At 63.2% G+C, this 17275-nt stretch carries 16 protein-coding genes; 8 read left to right on the top strand and 8 right to left on the bottom strand.

Going from position 1 to position 17275, the window contains the following annotated elements:
• Positions 1 to 6 precede the first annotated feature (6 nt).
• The 5 genes from rng to mreB form a co-directional block, all read right to left on the bottom strand.
• Positions 7 to 1464 carry a ribonuclease G gene (rng, locus tag P8H27_RS04985; RefSeq protein ID WP_289635548.1) on the bottom strand — a complete coding sequence of 486 codons (1458 nt, stop codon included), beginning with the start codon at positions 1462 to 1464 and terminating at the stop codon, positions 7 to 9.
• 65 nt (positions 1465 to 1529) lie between these two features.
• Entirely contained in the window at positions 1530 to 2150 is a 621-nt protein-coding gene (locus P8H27_RS04980) for a nucleoside triphosphate pyrophosphatase (protein ID WP_289635546.1), read from the bottom strand.
• A 41-nt stretch (positions 2151 to 2191) separates the two neighbouring features.
• On the bottom strand, positions 2192 to 2680 hold the full coding sequence (gene mreD / locus P8H27_RS04975) for a rod shape-determining protein MreD (protein WP_289635544.1): 489 nt from the start codon (positions 2678 to 2680) through the stop codon (positions 2192 to 2194).
• The gene (gene mreC / locus P8H27_RS04970) at positions 2677 to 3627 is read right to left on the bottom strand and encodes a rod shape-determining protein MreC (RefSeq protein ID WP_374761328.1); all 951 of its coding nucleotides are present in this window, start codon (positions 3625 to 3627) and stop codon (positions 2677 to 2679) included. The genes mreD and mreC overlap by 4 nt, the downstream gene beginning before the upstream one ends.
• A gap of 121 nt (positions 3628 to 3748) precedes the next feature.
• Entirely contained in the window at positions 3749 to 4786 is a 1038-nt protein-coding gene (gene mreB / locus P8H27_RS04965) for a rod shape-determining protein MreB (protein ID WP_079203152.1), read from the bottom strand.
• 469 nt (positions 4787 to 5255) lie between these two features.
• Here mreB and gatC point away from each other — a divergent pair, with 469 nt between their 5' ends.
• From gatC to P8H27_RS04940, 5 genes are all read left to right on the top strand, one after another.
• Positions 5256 to 5543: an Asp-tRNA(Asn)/Glu-tRNA(Gln) amidotransferase subunit GatC gene (gatC, locus tag P8H27_RS04960; RefSeq protein WP_289635540.1), complete on the top strand. Its 288-nt coding sequence runs from the start codon at positions 5256 to 5258 to the stop codon at positions 5541 to 5543.
• Positions 5540 to 6994 carry an Asp-tRNA(Asn)/Glu-tRNA(Gln) amidotransferase subunit GatA gene (gatA, locus tag P8H27_RS04955; RefSeq protein WP_289635539.1) on the top strand — a complete coding sequence of 485 codons (1455 nt, stop codon included), beginning with the start codon at positions 5540 to 5542 and terminating at the stop codon, positions 6992 to 6994. Before gatC ends, gatA begins: the two co-directional genes overlap by 4 nt.
• A 109-nt stretch (positions 6995 to 7103) precedes the next feature.
• Positions 7104 to 8588, top strand: coding sequence for an Asp-tRNA(Asn)/Glu-tRNA(Gln) amidotransferase subunit GatB (gene gatB / locus P8H27_RS04950; RefSeq protein WP_289635603.1), 1485 nt, complete (start codon positions 7104 to 7106; stop codon positions 8586 to 8588).
• A 61-nt stretch (positions 8589 to 8649) separates the two neighbouring features.
• Positions 8650 to 9024, top strand: coding sequence for a septal ring lytic transglycosylase RlpA family protein (locus P8H27_RS04945; protein ID WP_289635537.1), 375 nt, complete (start codon positions 8650 to 8652; stop codon positions 9022 to 9024).
• Positions 9025 to 9123: 99 nt separating this feature from the next.
• Positions 9124 to 10215 (top strand): calcium/sodium antiporter, encoded by a 1092-nt coding sequence (locus P8H27_RS04940; RefSeq protein ID WP_289635535.1) that lies wholly within the window; start codon positions 9124 to 9126, stop codon positions 10213 to 10215.
• Positions 10216 to 10218: 3 nt separating this feature from the next.
• On the opposite strand, the gene P8H27_RS04935 is transcribed toward P8H27_RS04940, so the two are convergent.
• The 3 genes from P8H27_RS04935 to P8H27_RS04925 form a co-directional block, all read right to left on the bottom strand.
• Complete coding sequence (locus tag P8H27_RS04935) at positions 10219 to 11160, bottom strand: AEC family transporter (RefSeq protein ID WP_289635534.1); 942 nt, start codon at positions 11158 to 11160, stop codon at positions 10219 to 10221.
• Positions 11161 to 11341: 181 nt separating this feature from the next.
• Positions 11342 to 11902: a response regulator transcription factor gene (locus P8H27_RS04930; protein ID WP_289635533.1), complete on the bottom strand. Its 561-nt coding sequence runs from the start codon at positions 11900 to 11902 to the stop codon at positions 11342 to 11344.
• Between the two features lie 13 nt (positions 11903 to 11915).
• A complete protein-coding gene (locus P8H27_RS04925; RefSeq protein WP_289635531.1) occupies positions 11916 to 13169 on the bottom strand; it encodes an ATP-binding protein in 1254 nt (417 codons plus the stop codon).
• A 208-nt stretch (positions 13170 to 13377) separates the two neighbouring features.
• Between P8H27_RS04925 and P8H27_RS04920 the strand changes: the two genes are divergently transcribed.
• The 3 genes from P8H27_RS04920 (at position 13378) to P8H27_RS04910 (ending at position 17149) form a co-directional block, all read left to right on the top strand.
• Entirely contained in the window at positions 13378 to 14106 is a 729-nt protein-coding gene (locus P8H27_RS04920; protein ID WP_289635530.1) for an SIMPL domain-containing protein, read from the top strand.
• Between the two features lie 212 nt (positions 14107 to 14318).
• Positions 14319 to 15917: an ABC transporter substrate-binding protein gene (locus tag P8H27_RS04915; RefSeq protein WP_289635529.1), complete on the top strand. Its 1599-nt coding sequence runs from the start codon at positions 14319 to 14321 to the stop codon at positions 15915 to 15917.
• 221 nt (positions 15918 to 16138) lie between these two features.
• Positions 16139 to 17149 carry an ABC transporter permease subunit gene (locus tag P8H27_RS04910; protein WP_289635528.1) on the top strand — a complete coding sequence of 337 codons (1011 nt, stop codon included), beginning with the start codon at positions 16139 to 16141 and terminating at the stop codon, positions 17147 to 17149.
• Positions 17150 to 17275 lie beyond the last annotated feature (126 nt).

The following is a 17275-nucleotide window of genomic DNA, read 5'->3' as shown; positions in this document are numbered from 1 at the left end:
ACGGATTCACAGCAGCACCACATCGTATTGCTCCTGGGAGTAAATCGTCTCGACCTGAAACTTGATGGTGCGGCCGATAAAGGCTTCCAGGTCGGCGACATTGCCCGACTCTTCGTCGAGCAGGCGATCCACCACCTTCTGGTTGGCCAGCACCCGATAGCCCTCGGCCTGGTAGGCCCGAGCCTCGCGCAGGATCTCGCGAAAGATCTCGTAGCAGGTGGTTTCCGGGGTCTTCAGCTTACCGCGCCCATCGCAGCAGCTGCAGGGTTCGCAGAGTATCTGCTCGAGGCTCTCGCGGGTGCGCTTGCGGGTCATCTGCACCAGGCCCAGTTCGGTGATGCCGATGATATTAGTCTTGGCGTGATCGCGCTCCAGCTGTTTCTCCAGGGTCCGCAACACCTGGCGCTGGTGCTCTTCGTCTTCCATGTCGATGAAATCGATGATGATGATGCCGCCGAGGTTGCGCAGGCGCAGCTGACGGGCGATGGCGGTGGCCGCTTCGAGGTTGGTCTTGAAGATGGTTTCTTCGAGGGTGCGGTGACCGACGAAGGCACCGGTATTGACGTCGATGGTGCTCATCGCCTCGGCCGGGTCGATGATCAGGTAACCGCCGGACTTCAACGACACCTTGCGCTCCAGTGCCCGCTGGATCTCGTCTTCGACGCCGTACAGGTCGAAAATCGGCCGTTCGCCCGGGTAGTGTTCCAGACGATCGGCGATTTCCGGCATCAGTTCGGCGACGAACTGGGTGATTTTCTGAAAGGTTTCCCGCGAGTCGATGCGGATCTTCTCGGTACGCAGGCTGACCAGGTCGCGCAGGGTACGCAGGGCCAGGCTGAGGTCTTCGTAGATCACCGAAGGCGCCGGCGCACTCTGCTTCTGCGCCGCGATCTGATCCCATAGGCGGCGCAGGTAGCGGATATCGACCAGGATCTCGTCGGCGCCCACGCCGTCGGCGGCGGTGCGCAGGATAAAGCCGCCGGCCTCGGCGATGCCTTCGGCCGCGACGCAATCGGCCACCACTTGCTTGAGCCGTTCGCGCTCGGCTTCGTCCTCGATCTTCAAGGAGATGCCGACATGGCTGGTGCGCGGCATGTACACCAGGTAGCGCGAGGGGATCGACAGCTGGGTGGTCAGGCGTGCGCCCTTGCTGCCGATCGGATCCTTGGTCACCTGCACCACCAGGGCCTGGCCTTCGTGCACCAGGGCGCTGATGCTTTCCACCGCGCTGCCTTCGCGACTGGAAATTTCCGAGGCATGGATAAAGGCGGCGCGATCCAGGCCGATGTCGACAAACGCCGCCTGCATGCCCGGCAGCACCCGCACCACCTTGCCCTTGTAGATGTTGCCGACGATCCCGCGCTTCTGCGTGCGCTCGACATGCACCTCTTGCAATACGCCGTTTTCCACCACCGCCACGCGCGATTCCATCGGCGTGATATTGATCAGAATCTCTTCACTCATGGGTCTATCTCTGGTCCGACGAAGCGGCAAGCCGGGGAACACAAGCCTTCAGCGAAAGCCTCCACTCACCCGCGGCCGGCACCCTCTTGACTGTGGACTGGCAACGGCTGCCAGCACGGAATAGCAAACTCGGTGAGCAACTCGGCGGTTTCGCACAGGGGCAAGCCCACCACTGCCGAATAACTGCCCTGCAACTGGCTGACGAACACTGCCGCCAACCCTTGAATAGCATAACTGCCCGCCTTGTCCCGGGGCTCGCCAGTGGCCCAATAGGCCTCGATCTCGTCACGGCTCAACAGGCGGAAGCTGACCCGGCTGCTGACCACCCGCGCGGATATTTTCACGCTCGACGCCAGGGCCACCGCCGTCAACACCTGATGCTCGCGACCGGACAACGCGCTCAGGGTGGCCAGCGCCTCGTCGCGATCCAGCGGCTTGCCGAGAATGCGCCCATCGAGAATCACCGCGGTATCGGCGCCGAGCACCACCGCATCCCGCCGATCCGCCAAGGCGGCCAGGCCAGCCTGCGCTTTGGCACGGGCCAGACGCTCTACATAGGCGCAGGGAGACTCTTCTGGCAATGGATTTTCATCGACGGGGACGCTTTGCGTGATGAAGGGCACGCCGATCTGAGTCAGTAGCTCGCTCCGGCGCGGCGACCCGGAGGCCAGATAAAGCGTGCTCATGCAGACGTCTCCCTGTCGAGTTCGTGCAGGGCCAGCCCCGCTCAATTGACGCTGAGGCGTTTGTGCACACCACGCAGGATGACACAGACCCACGGCCACAGCAGTGCGCTGACCAGTGCCGGCAAAACGAATGCCAGGGTCGGCGGACGGCTACCGGTCAAGGCATTGAGCCACAGCTGAACCAGTTGAGCCAGACCGAACACCACCAACAGCACCATGCTCTGCTGCCACATGGGGAACATGCGCAAGCGCTGCTGCAGGTTCAGCACCAGGAAGGTCACCAGGGTCAGGATCAGGGCATTCTGCCCCAGCAGCGTACCGTTCAGCACATCGGCCAGCAAACCGACGCACCAGGCGCTGGCCATGCCCACCCGATGGGGCAAGGCCAGCACCCAGTAGGTCAGGAACAACGCCAACCACAGTGGCCGGCCGACCTCCATGAACTTGGGCAAGGTAGCCACGCTGAGTAATAGGGCCAGGGCCAGGCTGAGCCAGATCACCCAGACGTTGCGCGCACGCAGAGCGATCATTGGCGAGGTTCCGCTGCAGGGGAAGGGGAAGTAACTGGCGCATCACTCGCGGCAGCAGAGGTTGCAGGGGCCAGTGGCGACGCACCAGCCGCTTGCTCGCGGGCCTGACGATCCGCCGCCTCCTGCGCCTCGGCCGAATCGCTGGCGCGCTGCTCGGGGGTACGCGGGTCGGTGAACACCAGCAGCATGTAGCGGCTGCGATTCAGGTTGGCGGTCGGCATGGCGCGGACAATCGCAAACGGCTGGCCGGAGTCGTGAATCACCTCGGTGACGACGGCCACCGGGTAGCCCGCGGGAAAACGCTGGCCCAGCCCGGAGCTGAGCAGCAGGTCGCCTTCCTTGACGTCCGCGGTATCGGCCACATGACGCAACTCCAGACGTTCCGGGTTGCCGGTGCCGCTAGCGATGGCGCGCAGGCCGTTGCGGTTGACCTGCACCGGAATGCTGTGGGTGGTGTCGGTGAGCAACAGCACCCGCGAGGTATAGGGCATCACCTCGACCACCTGGCCCATCAGGCCGCGCGCATCGAGCACCGGCTGACCGAGCAACACGCCATCTTTGGCGCCCTTGTCGATCAGGATGCGGTGGGTAAAGGGATTGGGGTCGATGCCGATCAGCTCGGTGGCCAGCACATCGTCATCGACCAGTGCCGAGGAATTGAGCAGCTCGCGCAAGCGCACGTTCTGCTCGGTCAGTGCCGCCAGCTTCTGCAGGCGCCGCTGCAGCATCAGGCTTTCGGCCTTGAGCTTCTCATTCTCGGCGGTCAGCTCGCTGCGCGAGCTGAGCCCCTGGGTGGCGCTGTCCCACAGGGTCACCGGCAAACGGCCGAGCCAGTAGACCGGTTCGACAATCAGCCCCAGCTGGCTGCGCAGCGGCTGCAACACGGTGAGTCGCGCATCCACCAGCATCAGCGCAGCCGATAGCACAGTGAACACCAGCAGGCGCACACCGAGCGAAGGACCTTTGGCAAATAGCGGCTTTATGGCGAGCTCCTCGCAACGTCTGGCAAACAAAAAGCTGCAAGCGAGTGAAAACCCGGCTTGCAGCTCGAGGCTTGGAGCCGATGGGTTACTCCGTGGACAGCAGATCCATGGTGTGACGATCCATCATGTCCAGAGCCTTACCGCCGCCGCGGGCGACGCAGGTCAGCGGGTCTTCGGCAACGATCACCGGCAGGCCGGTTTCCTGGGCCAGCAACTTGTCCAGATCACGCAACAAGGCGCCGCCGCCGGTCAACACCAGACCGCGCTCGGCGATATCCGAAGCCAGCTCCGGTGGCGACTGCTCCAGCGCGCTCTTGACCGCCTGCACGATGGTGGCCAGGGACTCCTGCAGGGCTTCCAGCACTTCATTGGAGTTGAGGGTGAAGGCGCGCGGCACGCCTTCGGCCAGGTTGCGCCCGCGCACGTCGACTTCGCGAACTTCGCCGCCCGGGTAGGCGGTGCCGATTTCCTGCTTGATCCGCTCGGCGGTGGACTCGCCGATCAGGCTGCCGTAGTTGCGCCGCACGTAGGTGATGATGGCTTCGTCGAAACGATCGCCGCCAACCCGCACGGATTCGGCGTAGACCACGCCGTTCAGCGAAATCAGGGCAATTTCCGTGGTGCCGCCGCCGATATCGACGACCATCGAGCCACGTGCCTCCTCCACCGGCAGGCCGGCACCGATAGCCGCCGCCATCGGCTCTTCGATCAGGAACACTTCGCGGGCACCGGCGCCCAGGGCCGACTCACGAATGGCGCGGCGCTCCACCTGGGTGGATTTGCACGGCACGCAGATCAGTACGCGCGGCGAAGGCTGCAGAAAGCTGTTCTCGTGCACTTTATTGATGAAGTACTGCAACATCTTCTCGCACACGCTGAAGTCGGCGATCACGCCATCCTTCATCGGCCGGATAGCCGCGATATTGCCAGGGGTGCGACCGAGCATGCGCTTGGCTTCGGTACCGACCGCAACAACGCTCTTCTGGTTGCCGTGGGTACGGATGGCTACGACCGAAGGCTCGTTCAAAACGATACCGCGCTCGCGCACATAGATCAGGGTATTGGCAGTGCCCAGGTCGATCGACAGATCGCTGGAAAACATGCCACGCAGTTTTTTGAACATGGGATAGGGACCCTAGGCAACGCGTGGGTAAAAGCAACGCGCGGGTAACGCGCAGGTAATGTGTGCATAAAGCACGCGCGAGTAACGCGCAGGTAATGCATGCATAAAGCAAGCGCGAGTAACACGCAGGTAAAAAGTGCGGCAAACTCTAACAACGACAGGGATTTTGAGCAAGGCGCCAATATGTTAGATTGCCTGTTTTTCGGGGCTTTACAGCCCATCATCGCGGCCTTTGACCACCCGCTCATAGAATCCGTTCCCTGCCCAACTCGGCAGACCGTTGAAAAATGTTGCGCGCGACGGCCAGACCAGCTGAAGTCAGCCGAAAAAGCGCAGTGGACGAGTTGTACATGGGCGTTTTGAGGCTAACTTCAATGCCGCATAGCCGAGCACAGTAGCTATTCCACGGCCTGTTAGGCATGGCGACCCACGCACATTTCAATTGGCTGCCCTCTACTGGAGAACCTCAATGGCGCTTGAACGCTCCGAGGTGGAAAAAATCGCCCATCTGGCCCGACTGGGCCTGAATGAAAGCGAAATTCCACGTACCACCGAGACCCTCAACAACATTCTCGGCCTGATCGATCAGATGCAAGCGGTCGACACCACGGGGATCGAGCCGCTGGCGCACCCCCTGGAAGCGACCCAGCGCCTGCGCGCCGACCTGGCGACCGAAGAAAACCACCGCGACGCCTACCAGGCGATCGCCCCGGCCGTCGAGAACGGCCTGTACCTGGTTCCCAAGGTGATTGAGTGATGCATCGACTGACCCTGGCTGAAATCGCCCGCGCCCTGGCGGCCAAACAATTCTCCGCCGAGGAGCTGACCCGCGACCTGCTGCAACGCATTGCGCAACTCGACCCGCAGCTCAACAGCTTCATCAGCGTCACCGAAGAGCTGGCCCTGGGGCAGGCCAAGGCCGCCGACGCCCGCCGCGCCGAGGGCGAAAGCGGCGCCCTGCTCGGCGCGCCGATCGGCCACAAGGATCTGTTCTGCACCCAAGATGTGCTGACCAGCTGCGGCTCGAAAATCCTCCAGGGCTTCAAGGCGCCGTACAACGCCACCGTGGTGGAAAACCTCGCCGCCGCCGGCTGCGTGACCCTGGGCAAGCTGAACATGGACGAGTTCGCCATGGGCTCGGCCAACGAATCCAGCCATTACGGCCCGGTGAAGAACCCGTGGAACCTTGAACACGTGCCCGGCGGCTCTTCCGGCGGCTCGGCCGCGGCGATCGCCGCACGCCTGCTGCCGGCCGCCACCGGCACCGACACCGGCGGCTCGATCCGCCAGCCGGCGGCGCTGACCAACCTCACCGGGATCAAGCCGACCTACGGGCGGGTATCCCGCTGGGGCATGATCGCCTACGCCTCCAGCCTCGACCAGGGCGGCCCGCTGGCGCGCACTGCCGAAGACTGCGCGCTGATGCTGCAGGCCATGGCCGGCTTCGACCCGAAAGATTCCACCAGCGTCGACCAGCCGGTCGATGACTACCTCGCGGCATTGGCCAAACCGCTGAATGGCCTGCGCATCGGCCTGCCCAAGGAGTACTTCGGTGCCGGCCTCGACAGCCGTATCGCCGAGGCGGTGCTGACCGTGGTCGAGGAGCTGAAAAAGCTCGGCGCCACCATCAAAGAAATCAGCCTGCCAAATATGCAGCACGCGATCCCCGCCTATTACGTGATCGCCCCGGCCGAAGCCAGCTCCAACCTGTCGCGCTTCGACGGCGTGCGCTTCGGCTACCGCTGCGAAAACCCGGTCAACCTCGAAGACCTGTACAAGCGCTCGCGCGGCGAAGGCTTCGGTGCGGAAGTGAAACGGCGCATCATGGTCGGCACCTACGCACTGTCGGCCGGTTACTACGATGCCTATTACCTGAAAGCGCAGAAGATCCGTCGGTTGATCAAGAACGATTTCGTCAGTGCCTTCAACGAAGTGGACGTGATTCTCGGCCCGACCACGCCGAACCTGGCCTGGAAACTCGGCGAGAAGAACCACGACCCGGTCGCCGCCTACCTGGAAGACATCTACACCATCACCGCCAACCTCGCCGGCATTCCCGGCCTGTCGATGCCCGCCGGCTTCGTCGACGGCTTGCCGGTGGGGGTGCAACTGCTCGCACCGTATTTCCAGGAAGGACGCCTGCTCAACGTGGCGCACCAATATCAACAGGTCACTGATTGGCACACTCGCGCGCCAAGCGGATTTTGAGGACGACTCACATGCAATGGGAAACCGTGAACCGTGATCTGCCTGGAAATCCACGCCCAGTTCAGTGCCAGCAAGTCACTGACTGGCATCAACAAGTCCTGAGCGGATTCTGAGGAACACTGATATGCAATGGGAAACCGTGATCGGGCTGGAAATCCACGCACAGCTCAGCACCCAATCGAAGATTTTTTCCGCCAGCGCCATCGCCTTCGGCGCCGAACCCAACACCCAGGCCAGCCTGGTCGACCTCGGCATGCCCGGCACCCTGCCGGTACTCAACGCCGAAGCCGTACGCATGGCCTGCAAGTTCGGCCTGGCGATCGACGCGCACATCGCGCCGAGCAACGTCTTCGCCCGTAAGAACTACTTCTATCCGGATCTGCCCAAGGGCTACCAGACCAGCCAGATGGATCATCCCATCGTCGGCAAGGGCTTCCTCGACATCACCCTGGAAGACGGCAGCAGCAAGCGCATCGGCATCACCCGCGCGCACCTGGAAGAAGACGCCGGCAAGAGCCTGCACGAAGACTTCCACGGCATGAGCGGCATCGACCTGAACCGTGCCGGTACGCCGCTGCTGGAGATCGTCTCCGAACCGGATATCCGCAGCGCCAAGGAAGCGGTGGCCTATGTCAAAGCCATCCACGCCCTGGTGCGTTACCTCGACATCTGCGACGGCAACATGGCCGAAGGCTCGCTGCGCTGCGACTGCAACGTCTCGGTACGCCCGAAGGGCCAGGCCGAGTTCGGCACCCGCGCCGAGATCAAGAACGTCAACTCCTTCCGCTTTATCGAAAAAGCCATCAACCACGAAGTGCAACGGCAGATCGAACTGATCGAAGACGGCGGCAAGGTGGTGCAGGAAACCCGCCTGTACGACCCGAACAAGGACGAAACCCGCTCCATGCGCAGCAAGGAGGAAGCCAACGACTACCGTTACTTCCCCTGCCCCGACCTGTTGCCGGTGGTGATCGAGCAGAGCTTCCTCGATGAAATCCGCACCAGCCTGCCGGAGCTGCCGGTGCAGAAGCGTGCGCGCTTCCAGGCGCAGTTCGGCCTGTCCGCCTACGATGCCGACGTACTGGCCGCCAGTCGCGAACTGGCCGACTACTTCGAGGCGGTCAATGCCGTCTGTGGCGATGCCAAGCTGGCCGCCAACTGGGTGATGGGCGAGCTGTCCAGCCTGCTCAATGAACTGGGCATTGAGATCGGACAGTCGCCGGTTTCCGCCGCACAACTGGGCGGCATGATTCGGCGCATTCAGGACAACACCATCTCCGGCAAACTCGCCAAAGATGTTTTCAAGTTCATTGCTCGTGGCGATGACCAGATCCAAGGCGATGACCTCAATAGTGCTGATCGCATCATTGAGCTGCATGGCCTCAAGCAGGTCACCGACAGCGGCGCCATCGAAGCCATGCTCGACGAGGTGCTGGCGGCCAACGCCGAGCAGGTCGAACAGTACCGTGCCAGCGACGAAGCCAAGCGCGGCAAGATGTTCGGCTTCTTCGTCGGCCAGGCGATGAAAGCCTCCAAAGGCAAGGCCAACCCCGGCCAGGTGAACCAACTGTTGAAGCAGAAACTCGAAGGCTGAAGCCATCGAAACCGATCAGCGCCGGGCTTGCCCGGCGTTTGTCTATCTGGAGATACCACCGATGCCACGCTGCGTCCTGCTACTCGCCCTGTTCGCCCTACTCGCCGGCTGCGCCAGCCAGGGCCAGGTAGACCCGCACGGTTACCGCGCCGAAGGTCAGGCGTCCTATTACGGCGCGCGCCACCACGGCAAGAAAACCGCCAGCGGCGAGCGCTTCGACCAGCACGCCCTGACGGCCGCGCATCGTAGCCTGCCCTTCGGCAGCAAGGTACGGGTCACCAACCTGCGCAACGACAAGAGCGTGGTGGTGCGCATCAACGACCGCGGCCCCTACGCCAGAGGGCGGATTATCGATTTGTCGCGCCAAGCCGCGGAGCAGATCGACATGCTGCGCGCCGGCGTGGTGCCGGTGCGCGTGCAGCAACTGGGCGAGTGAACATAGTTGTTTACAAAGAAGACGCGATAGCCCCGATCGCCCTCTGGCGTACCGCAAGCCGATGATTAAACTAGCGCCACTTTTCTGGAGCCCTTTGCAATGACCCTGATGACCTTCGTCTACCTGATTGCCGGCCTGGTATTGCTGGTGGCCGGCGCCGAGGTGCTGGTACGCGGCGCCGCCAAACTGGCGGCGCAATTCGGTATCCCGCCGCTGGTGATCGGCCTGACCGTGGTGGCCTTCGGCACCAGTGCGCCGGAAACCGCAGTCAGTGTGCAAGCCGCGCTGAATGGCAGCGGCGACCTGGCCATCGGCAACGTGCTCGGCAGCAACATTGCCAACATCCTGCTGATCCTCGGCCTGACGGCCCTGGTCGCGCCGCTGATCGTCTCGCGCCAGTTGATCCGCCTGGACGTGCCGATCATGATCGGCGCCAGCCTGGTGGTTTACGCCCTGGCCTGGGACGGCAGCCTGAGCCCGCTCGACGGCGCCCTGCTGTTCGGCGGCGTGCTGGCCTACACCGGCTTCCTGATCATCAGCAGCCTCAGGGACAAGAACACCGGCGCAGATGACGAGTTCGCCAAGGAGTTCGGCCTGCACGAAGCGCCCAAGCCCTATGCCTGGCTGATCAACCTGGCGTTGATCGTTGTCGGTCTGGTGTTGCTGGTGAGCGGCTCCAACTTCCTGGTCGAAGGCGCGGTCAGCCTGGCCCGCGCCCTCGGCTTGTCCGAGCTGATCATCGGCCTGACCGTGGTGGCCATCGGCACCTCGCTGCCGGAGCTGGCCACCTCGCTCCTCGCCGCCATCCGCGGCGAACGGGATATCGCCGTGGGCAATATCGTCGGCAGCAATATCTTCAACCTGCTCTGCGTGCTGGGCCTGGCCTCGCTGGTCTCGCCGCTACCGATCTCGATTTCGCCGAACGCGCTGGCCTTCGACTTCCCGGTGATGATCGCGGTGGCCGTGGCCTGCCTGCCGATCTTCTTTGCCGGCTACCGCATCAGCCGCTGGGAAGGCCTGCTGTTCCTCGCCTACTACGCCGCCTACACCCTCTACCTGCTGCTGTTCGCCACCGGCCGGCCGTTCGCCCAGACCTTCGGCAACGCCATGCTCGGTTACGTACTGCCGCTGACGGCCGTGACCCTGGTGGTGATCGCCGGGCGGGCCTGGCGCAAACAGCACCTGGCCTGACCGTCAGATCCAGCCGGCCCATTGCAACAGCAGCAAACCGAGGTTGATGGTCACCACCGCGGCCAGGGTGGTGATCACGATGATCGCCGCCGCCAGCTGATGATTGCCACTCACCGCTCGCGCCATGACGAAACTGGCGGCGGCCGTGGGACTGGCGAAATAGAGAAACAGGATCGCCAGGTCGGCCTGGCGAAAGCCCCATAGCCAGGCGCCCAGCGTGGCCAGCAAGGGCAGCCAGACCATTTTCATCAGGCTCGAACTGATGGCAATGCCGCTGCTCTCGCGTAACGAGGCCAGACTCAGGGTGCCACCGATGCAGATCAACGCCAGCGGCAGGGTCATCTGCGCGAAGTACCCGGCCGAAACCATCAACCAGTCCGGCAATGGCAGCCGCCAATAGGCGATCGGCATGGCCACCAGCACCCCGATGATCAGTGGGTTGCTGAAGATGCTTTTACAGATGATCCAGGGGTCGGATTTGACGTTCGGGCTGTAAATCGCCAGCACTATGGCCGACAGCGTGTTGTAGCAAAGGATCACCACCCCGCCCAGCACCGCGCCGACCGACAAGCCGTAATCGCCGTACAGGCTGGTGGCCAGTGCCAGGCCGACGATGCCATTGTTGCCGCGAAACGCACCCTGGGTGTAGATCCCGCGATCCACCTGCGGCCAGCGCCAGATGGCCCAACCCCAGGCGAGCAGGAAACACACCAGGGTCGCCAGTACAAAGTAGCCGAGCAGCGCCGGCTGCAAGGCCGTGCTCAGATCCGCCTTGACGATGCCGAGAAACAGCAGCGCCGGCAGGGTGCCGCGAAACACCAGCGACGACGCGGTGTCGATAAAGGCGTCGTCGATCCAGCCCAGACGCTTGAGCCCCACCCCGAGGAACAGCATCGAGAAGACCGGCGCGGTGATGGCGAAGGTTTGCTGGACGACAGCGAGCATGGCAGCCCCTGGGCAGGAGGATTACTTAGGGGGCTAATCATAACAACAGGCGCGGGGCGACAGTGCTTCGGATCGAATCCGGCTATATCTCAGGGGCGGGGAAAGTATCGGCTGCCGTCGCGAGGCCGCGCCCAAACCTAGCGCGAGCGTCTGGCGGCGGCCGTAGCAGATTAGCCGCCGCTCAGCGCTTTACCGGACGCTTCTGCAACTTGCGTTGCAGGGTGCGCCGGTGCATGCCCAGGGCGCGGGCGGTGGCGGAGATATTGCCTTCGTGTTCGGCCAATACCCGCTGGATATGCTCCCACTGCAGGCGATCCACCGACATCGGGTTTTCCGGCACCAGGGTATCCAGATCCGCATGCTGGGTCAGCAGCGCGGCCAGCACATCGTCGGCATCGGCCGGCTTGCACAGATAGTTGCAGGCGCCGCGCTTGATCGCCTCCACCGCGGTGGCGATGCTCGAATAACCGGTGAGGATCACCACGCGCATCTCCGCATCCAGTTCCAGCAACTTGGGCAACAACACCAGACCGGAATCGCCTTCCATCTTCAAGTCGAGCACCGCGTAATCCGGCAGATCCTGCTCGGCCAGGGCCAGACCCTCTTCGGCGGAACAGGCCGTCGAGACGCGCAGGCCGCGACGACTCATGGCCCGCGCCATCACCCGGGTAAAGGTCGGATCATCGTCGACCAGCAGCAGATGGGGCTGTTCTTCGCCTTCGAACAGGACTTCGTCGTTCATACTCAATGCTTCCTCAGGCTCTGCCATAGGCGCGCGGCAACTTGAGCTCGGTGAGCGTGCCGCCCTCTTCGTGGTTATACAGCTTTACCGTGCCGCCGGCACGGGTGACGCTGGCCTGGCTGAGGAATAAACCCAGCCCGAAGCCCTTACCCTTGGTGGTGAAAAACGGCCGACCGAGCTGTTCGGCAATGGCCAGCGGCACCCCGGCGCCAAAATCGCGAATGCTCAGGCGCAGCCATTGGTGATCCCAGTCGAGACGAATGTCCAACTTGTCCGGGCAGGCGTCGGCGGCGTTGTTCAGCAGGTTGAGCAGCGCCTGGGTCAGATCCGCTGGCGGCATGAGCCGCGGCGGCGTGCCCAGCCCCAGGCACTGGTAACGGTAGCTGGCTTCGGGGCGCATCAGGTGCCAGCGCTTGAGGGCGGTTTCCAGCCATTCGACACAGGATTGCTCGATCACCGTCTGACGCCGATCCGCCTCGGCCGCACGCACCAGTTGTTGCAGGGTCTGCTTGCACAGCCTGACCTGCTCCTGCAGCACCGCCAGGTCTTCCTGCAATAGCGGATCCTGATGTTCGAGGCGCAATTCCTTGATCAATACGCTCATGGTCGCCAGCGGCGTACCCAATTCATGAGCCGCCCCGGCGGCCTGGGTGGCGACCGCCAGCAACTGCTGGTCGCGCAGGCCTTCCTCGCGGCGCTCGGCGCGCAGTTCTTCCTGATCGCGCAGCTCCTCGGCCATCTTGGCGACGAAGAAGGTAATCAGCCCCGCGGCCAGGGCGAAACTCAGCCACATACCGTAGCTCAACAGGCTTTCGCGAGGGCCTGGCGGCAAGTCCAGCGGGCTCGCCCACACCAGCAGCAGGGTGTAGCCGGCCAGTGCCAGGCCCGCCAAGGTGATGGTGAACAGCCAGGGCAAGGTCGCCGCGGCGATGGTCAGCGGCACGAGGAAATAGGAGACGAACGGGTTGGTCGAGCCGCCCGAGTAATACAGCAGCACGCCATGAATGATCAGATCGCAACCCAGCTGCACCGCATATTCCAGCTCGGTGACCGGCCACGGCCCACGCAGCCGCAAGGCGGTCAACAGGCACAACGCCAGCGAGACCGTCAAAGTGATGCTCAGCTGCTGCCAGGGCAGCGGCAGCAAGCCCGACTTGAAGGCCAGGCCCACCGCGCCGGCCTGAGCGACCAGAACCAGAATACGGATCAGGGTCAGGCGCCAGAGATTTTGCCGACTGGCCGACAACAACTGTACGGGTGCGAGCATGGACTCTCCAAAAAGGGCTCGTGTGCCGAGCCCGAGGAGTATAACCAAGGCTTCAGCTGACCAGCTGCGGCAACGCGCCGCAGCCGCTGTGCCACTCGGCGTGGTAGCGCAACACCGAACGCAGCAGGAAGCGGAATTAACCCGAATAGTCGCAGTGCTTCGTCTACCCTCAGCAATACTTCACCCACCTCGCTCACAAGGAATCGTTATGCAGCCATTGTCCCGCCTCGCCAGTGCTCTCACCCTCAGCGCCGTTGCCCTGCTCAGCCTTGCGGCACACGCCGAAGAGACTCGCTACAACCAGATTGCCCTGCGTGCCGAGGTCAATCAGGAAATCGCCCACGACCTGATGCACGTCACCCTCTATAGCGAAGCGCAAGACAGCGACCCCGCCGCACTGGCCGCGCAGATCAGCACAACCCTCAACGCCAGCATTGCCCAGGCACGCAAGGTCAAGGGCGTCAGCGTGGCCATGGGCAGCCGCCACAGCTACCCGGTTTATTCTGAAAACCAGGGGGGCGAGAAAGGCCCGCAGATCAGCGCCTGGCGCGAACGCGCCGAACTGCGCCTGGAAAGCGCGGACTTCGCCAGCCTGTCGCAGCTGACCGGCGAACTGCTCAAGGATCTGAAGATGGGCGGCATGGACTTCAGCATCGCCAACGCCACCCGCAAAACCCATGAGGACGCCCTGCTCAAGGATGCCGTCGCGGCGTTCAAGGCCCGCGCCCAACTGGCCACCGACGCGCTGGGCGGCAGCGGCTACAAACTGGTCAGCCTGAGCCTGAACAGCGGCGGCTTTGCACCGCCGATGCCGATGCGCATGCACGCGATGAAAGGCGCGGCGATGATGGAGGCCGCGGTGACGCCGGAAATCGAAGCCGGCACCAGCCAGGTGACGATCAACGCCGACGGCGTGATCGAAGTGCAGATGCCCTGAGCGCATGCAGCGCCGTTATCGGAAGATAGCGGCGTCTTGGCATTTTTTCGCCACGCAATTGCTTAAATGCGACAACTACGTACAACTCGCCCACAGTTGCTACGCTCAATGCGTTCTGCCTCTTGCCTGCGGCTCATGCCATGCATAGCTTCAGCCAAGGTCTCCACAAGAGTCCCCTCACGCGAACAACCACAACAATCAATGAGGTCACTATGCGTAAAAACGCCTTCATCCAGGCTTTTGTCGTTGCTGGATTGATTGCCAGCACCCCGCTCGCCCAGGCCGCGAGCAACCTGGTGTTCTGTTCCGAGGGCAGTCCGGCGGGCTTCGACCCGGGGCTGTATACCACCGGCACCGACTTCGATGCCTCCGCGGAAACCGTGTTCAACCGCCTGACCCAGTTCGAGCGCGGCGGCACCGCGGTCATCCCCGGCCTCGCGCAAAAGTGGGACATCGCCGCCGATGGCCTGAGCTACACCTTCCACCTGCGGCCCGGGGTGAAGTTCCACAGCACCGGCTACTTCAAACCGAGTCGCACCTTCAACGCCGACGACGTGCTGTTCACCTTCCAGCGCATGCTCGACAAGGAGCATCCGTTCCGCAAGGCCTACCCGACCGAATTCCCCTACTTCACCGACATGGGCATGGACGCCAATATCGCCCAGATCGAGAAGCTCGACGAGCTAACCGTCAAGTTCACCCTCAACCAGGTGGACGCCGCCTTTATCCAGAACCTGGCGATGAGCTTCGCCTCGATCCACTCGGCCGAGTACGCCGGGCAGTTGCTCGAGGCCGGCAAGGCCGCCGAGATCAACCAGAAGCCGATCGGCACCGGCCCCTTCGTGTTCAACCGCTACCAGAAGGATTCGCAGATCCGCTTCAAGGGCAATAAGGATTACTGGAACCCGGATGAGGTCAAGATCGACAACCTGATCTTCGCCATCAACACCGACGCCTCGGTGCGCATGCAGAAGCTCAGGGCCGGCGAATGCCATGTCACCCTGTTCCCGCGCCCGGCCGACCTCGAGGCGCTGCAACAGGATCCGAACATCCAGATGCCGTCGCAGCCGGGCTTCAATGATGGCTATATCGCCTACAACGTGAAGCACCCGCCATTCGACCAGCTCGCCGTGCGCCAGGCTCTGGACATGGCGGTAAACAAGCAGGCGATCATCGACGCGGTGTACCAGAGCGCCGGCCAACTGGCGGTCAACGGCATGCCGCCGACCCAGTGGTCGTATAACGACAGCATCAAGGACGCCGCCTACGATCCGCAGAAAGCCAAGCAGCTGCTCCAGGCTGCCGGCGTCCAGGAAGGCACCGAGATCACCCTGTGGGCCATGCCGGTGCAGCGCCCCTACAACCCCAACGCCAAACTGATGGCCGAGATGCTGCAAAGCGATTGGGCCAAGATCGGCCTCAAGGTGAAGATCGTCACCTACGAATGGGGCGAGTACCTCAAGCGCACCAAGGCCGGCGAACACGACGCCATGCTGATCGGCTGGAGCGGCGATAACGGCGACCCGGACAACTGGCTGGGCACCCTGTACGGCTGCGATGCAGTGGACGGCAACAACTTCTCCAAGTGGTGCTTCGAGGACTACGACAAGTTGATCAAGGCGGCCAAGCGCACCTCCGACGTGGCCGAGCGCACCGCGTTGTACCAACAGGCCCAGGTGATTCTCAAGCGTGAAGTGCCGATCACTCCGATCGCCCACTCCACCGTCTATCAACCGATGCGCAAGAACGTGCAGGACTTCAAGATCAGCCCCTTCGCGCTCAACGCCTTCTACGGCGTCAGCGTCGAGTAACCCTGCGCCAAGACGTTGCCGAGCGCACCCGCTCGGCAAGCGGGCAACGGCGGCCTCTCCGGTCGCCGCTTGGCCGTAGCCAAGACTTCGCGGAGCGTACGGATGCCTGCACTCATCTGGCCCCGGGCGACCGACCGGCTCGCCATCCCTCGCACCACCCAACAACAGTGTCGGGCCATGCAGCCTGACGCAGGCCCACCCCCACTGGAGCTCTGACGCGCATGCTGTACTTTATTGCCAGACGTCTGGGATTGCTGATTCCCACCTTCTTCGGCGTCACCTTGCTGACCTTCGCGCTGATTCGCATGATCCCCGGCGACCCGGTGGAAGTGATGATGGGCGAGCGCCGGGTCGACCCGGTCATGCACGCCGAAGCCATGGAGCGCCTGGGCCTGAACAAGCCACTGTACGCCCAGTACCTCGACTACATCGGCCAACTGGCTCGGGGCGACCTCGGCGAATCGCTACGCACCCGCGAAAGCGTGTGGAGCGAGTTCCTCACCCTGTTCCCGGCGACCGTCGAACTGGCCGTGGCCGCCCTGCTGTTCGCCGGCAGCCTGGGGCTGGTCGCCGGGGTCGTGGCCGCGCTCAAGCGCGGTTCGCTGTTCGACCACGGGGTGATGGGTATTTCCCTGGCGGGCTATTCCATGCCGATCTTCTGGTGGGGTCTGCTGCTGATCATGTTCTTCTCCGTCGGCCTGGGCTGGACCCCGGTGTCCGGGCGCATCGACCTGCTCTACGACATCGAGCCGGTGACGGGCTTCATGCTGATCGACACGCTGCTGTCGGAGGAGGAAGGCGCCTTCGTCGATGCCCTGCACCACCTGATCCTGCCGGCCATCGTGCTCGGCACCATCCCGCTGGCGGTGATTGCGCGCATGACCCGCTCGGCGATGCTCGAAGTGTTGCGCGAGGACTACATACGCACCGCCCGCGCCAAGGGTCTGTCGCCGGCCCGGGTGGTGTTCGTGCATGGCCTGCGCAACGCGCTGATCCCGGTGCTCACGGTATTCGGCCTGCAGGTCGGCGCCCTGCTCGCTGGCGCGGTACTGACCGAAACCATCTTCTCCTGGCCGGGCATCGGCAAGTGGCTGATCGAGTCGATCGGCGCGCGCGACTACCCGGTGGTGCAGAACGGCATCCTGCTGATCGCCTGCCTGGTGATTCTGGTCAACTTCGTCGTGGACATCCTCTATGGCCTGGCCAACCCCCGCATCCGCCATCAACGCTAAGAACCTGTCCATGACCTGCTGCGCGTCGGCGATACCGCGTCAAAAACGTCTGATAAATGCTCATTTGCAAAAGCAAACTGCGCTTTCTCAGCCATTTTTTCCTTGTCTCGCGCTAGCTCGCGAGGC

The sequence above is a fragment of the Pseudomonas sp. sp1636 genome (genome assembly GCF_030376615.1).
In the GTDB taxonomy this organism is placed as follows: domain Bacteria; phylum Pseudomonadota; class Gammaproteobacteria; order Pseudomonadales; family Pseudomonadaceae; genus Aquipseudomonas.
The sequence above is the reverse complement of the archived record's forward strand: the minus strand, read 5'-3'. Positions and strand labels throughout refer to the sequence as shown.

What these genes read in the sequence shown, in the direction of transcription:
- P8H27_RS04910 (WP_289635528.1), top strand. Translation starts at nt 16,139, where the DNA reads ATGCTGTACTTTATTGCCAGACGTCTGGGATTGCTGATTCCCACCTTC.
- gatC (WP_289635540.1), top strand. Translation starts at nt 5,256, where the DNA reads ATGGCGCTTGAACGCTCCGAGGTGGAAAAAATCGCCCATCTGGCCCGA.
- rng (WP_289635548.1), bottom strand. Translation starts at nt 1,464, where the DNA reads ATGAGTGAAGAGATTCTGATCAATATCACGCCGATGGAATCGCGCGTG.
- P8H27_RS04935 (WP_289635534.1), bottom strand. Translation starts at nt 11,160, where the DNA reads ATGCTCGCTGTCGTCCAGCAAACCTTCGCCATCACCGCGCCGGTCTTC.
- P8H27_RS04915 (WP_289635529.1), top strand. Translation starts at nt 14,319, where the DNA reads ATGCGTAAAAACGCCTTCATCCAGGCTTTTGTCGTTGCTGGATTGATT.
- P8H27_RS04945 (WP_289635537.1), top strand. Translation starts at nt 8,650, where the DNA reads ATGCCACGCTGCGTCCTGCTACTCGCCCTGTTCGCCCTACTCGCCGGC.
- P8H27_RS04980 (WP_289635546.1), bottom strand. Translation starts at nt 2,150, where the DNA reads ATGAGCACGCTTTATCTGGCCTCCGGGTCGCCGCGCCGGAGCGAGCTA.
- P8H27_RS04930 (WP_289635533.1), bottom strand. Translation starts at nt 11,902, where the DNA reads ATGAACGACGAAGTCCTGTTCGAAGGCGAAGAACAGCCCCATCTGCTG.
- mreB (WP_079203152.1), bottom strand. Translation starts at nt 4,786, where the DNA reads ATGTTCAAAAAACTGCGTGGCATGTTTTCCAGCGATCTGTCGATCGAC.
- P8H27_RS04925 (WP_289635531.1), bottom strand. Translation starts at nt 13,169, where the DNA reads ATGCTCGCACCCGTACAGTTGTTGTCGGCCAGTCGGCAAAATCTCTGG.
- P8H27_RS04920 (WP_289635530.1), top strand. Translation starts at nt 13,378, where the DNA reads ATGCAGCCATTGTCCCGCCTCGCCAGTGCTCTCACCCTCAGCGCCGTT.
- mreD (WP_289635544.1), bottom strand. Translation starts at nt 2,680, where the DNA reads ATGATCGCTCTGCGTGCGCGCAACGTCTGGGTGATCTGGCTCAGCCTG.
- P8H27_RS04940 (WP_289635535.1), top strand. Translation starts at nt 9,124, where the DNA reads ATGACCCTGATGACCTTCGTCTACCTGATTGCCGGCCTGGTATTGCTG.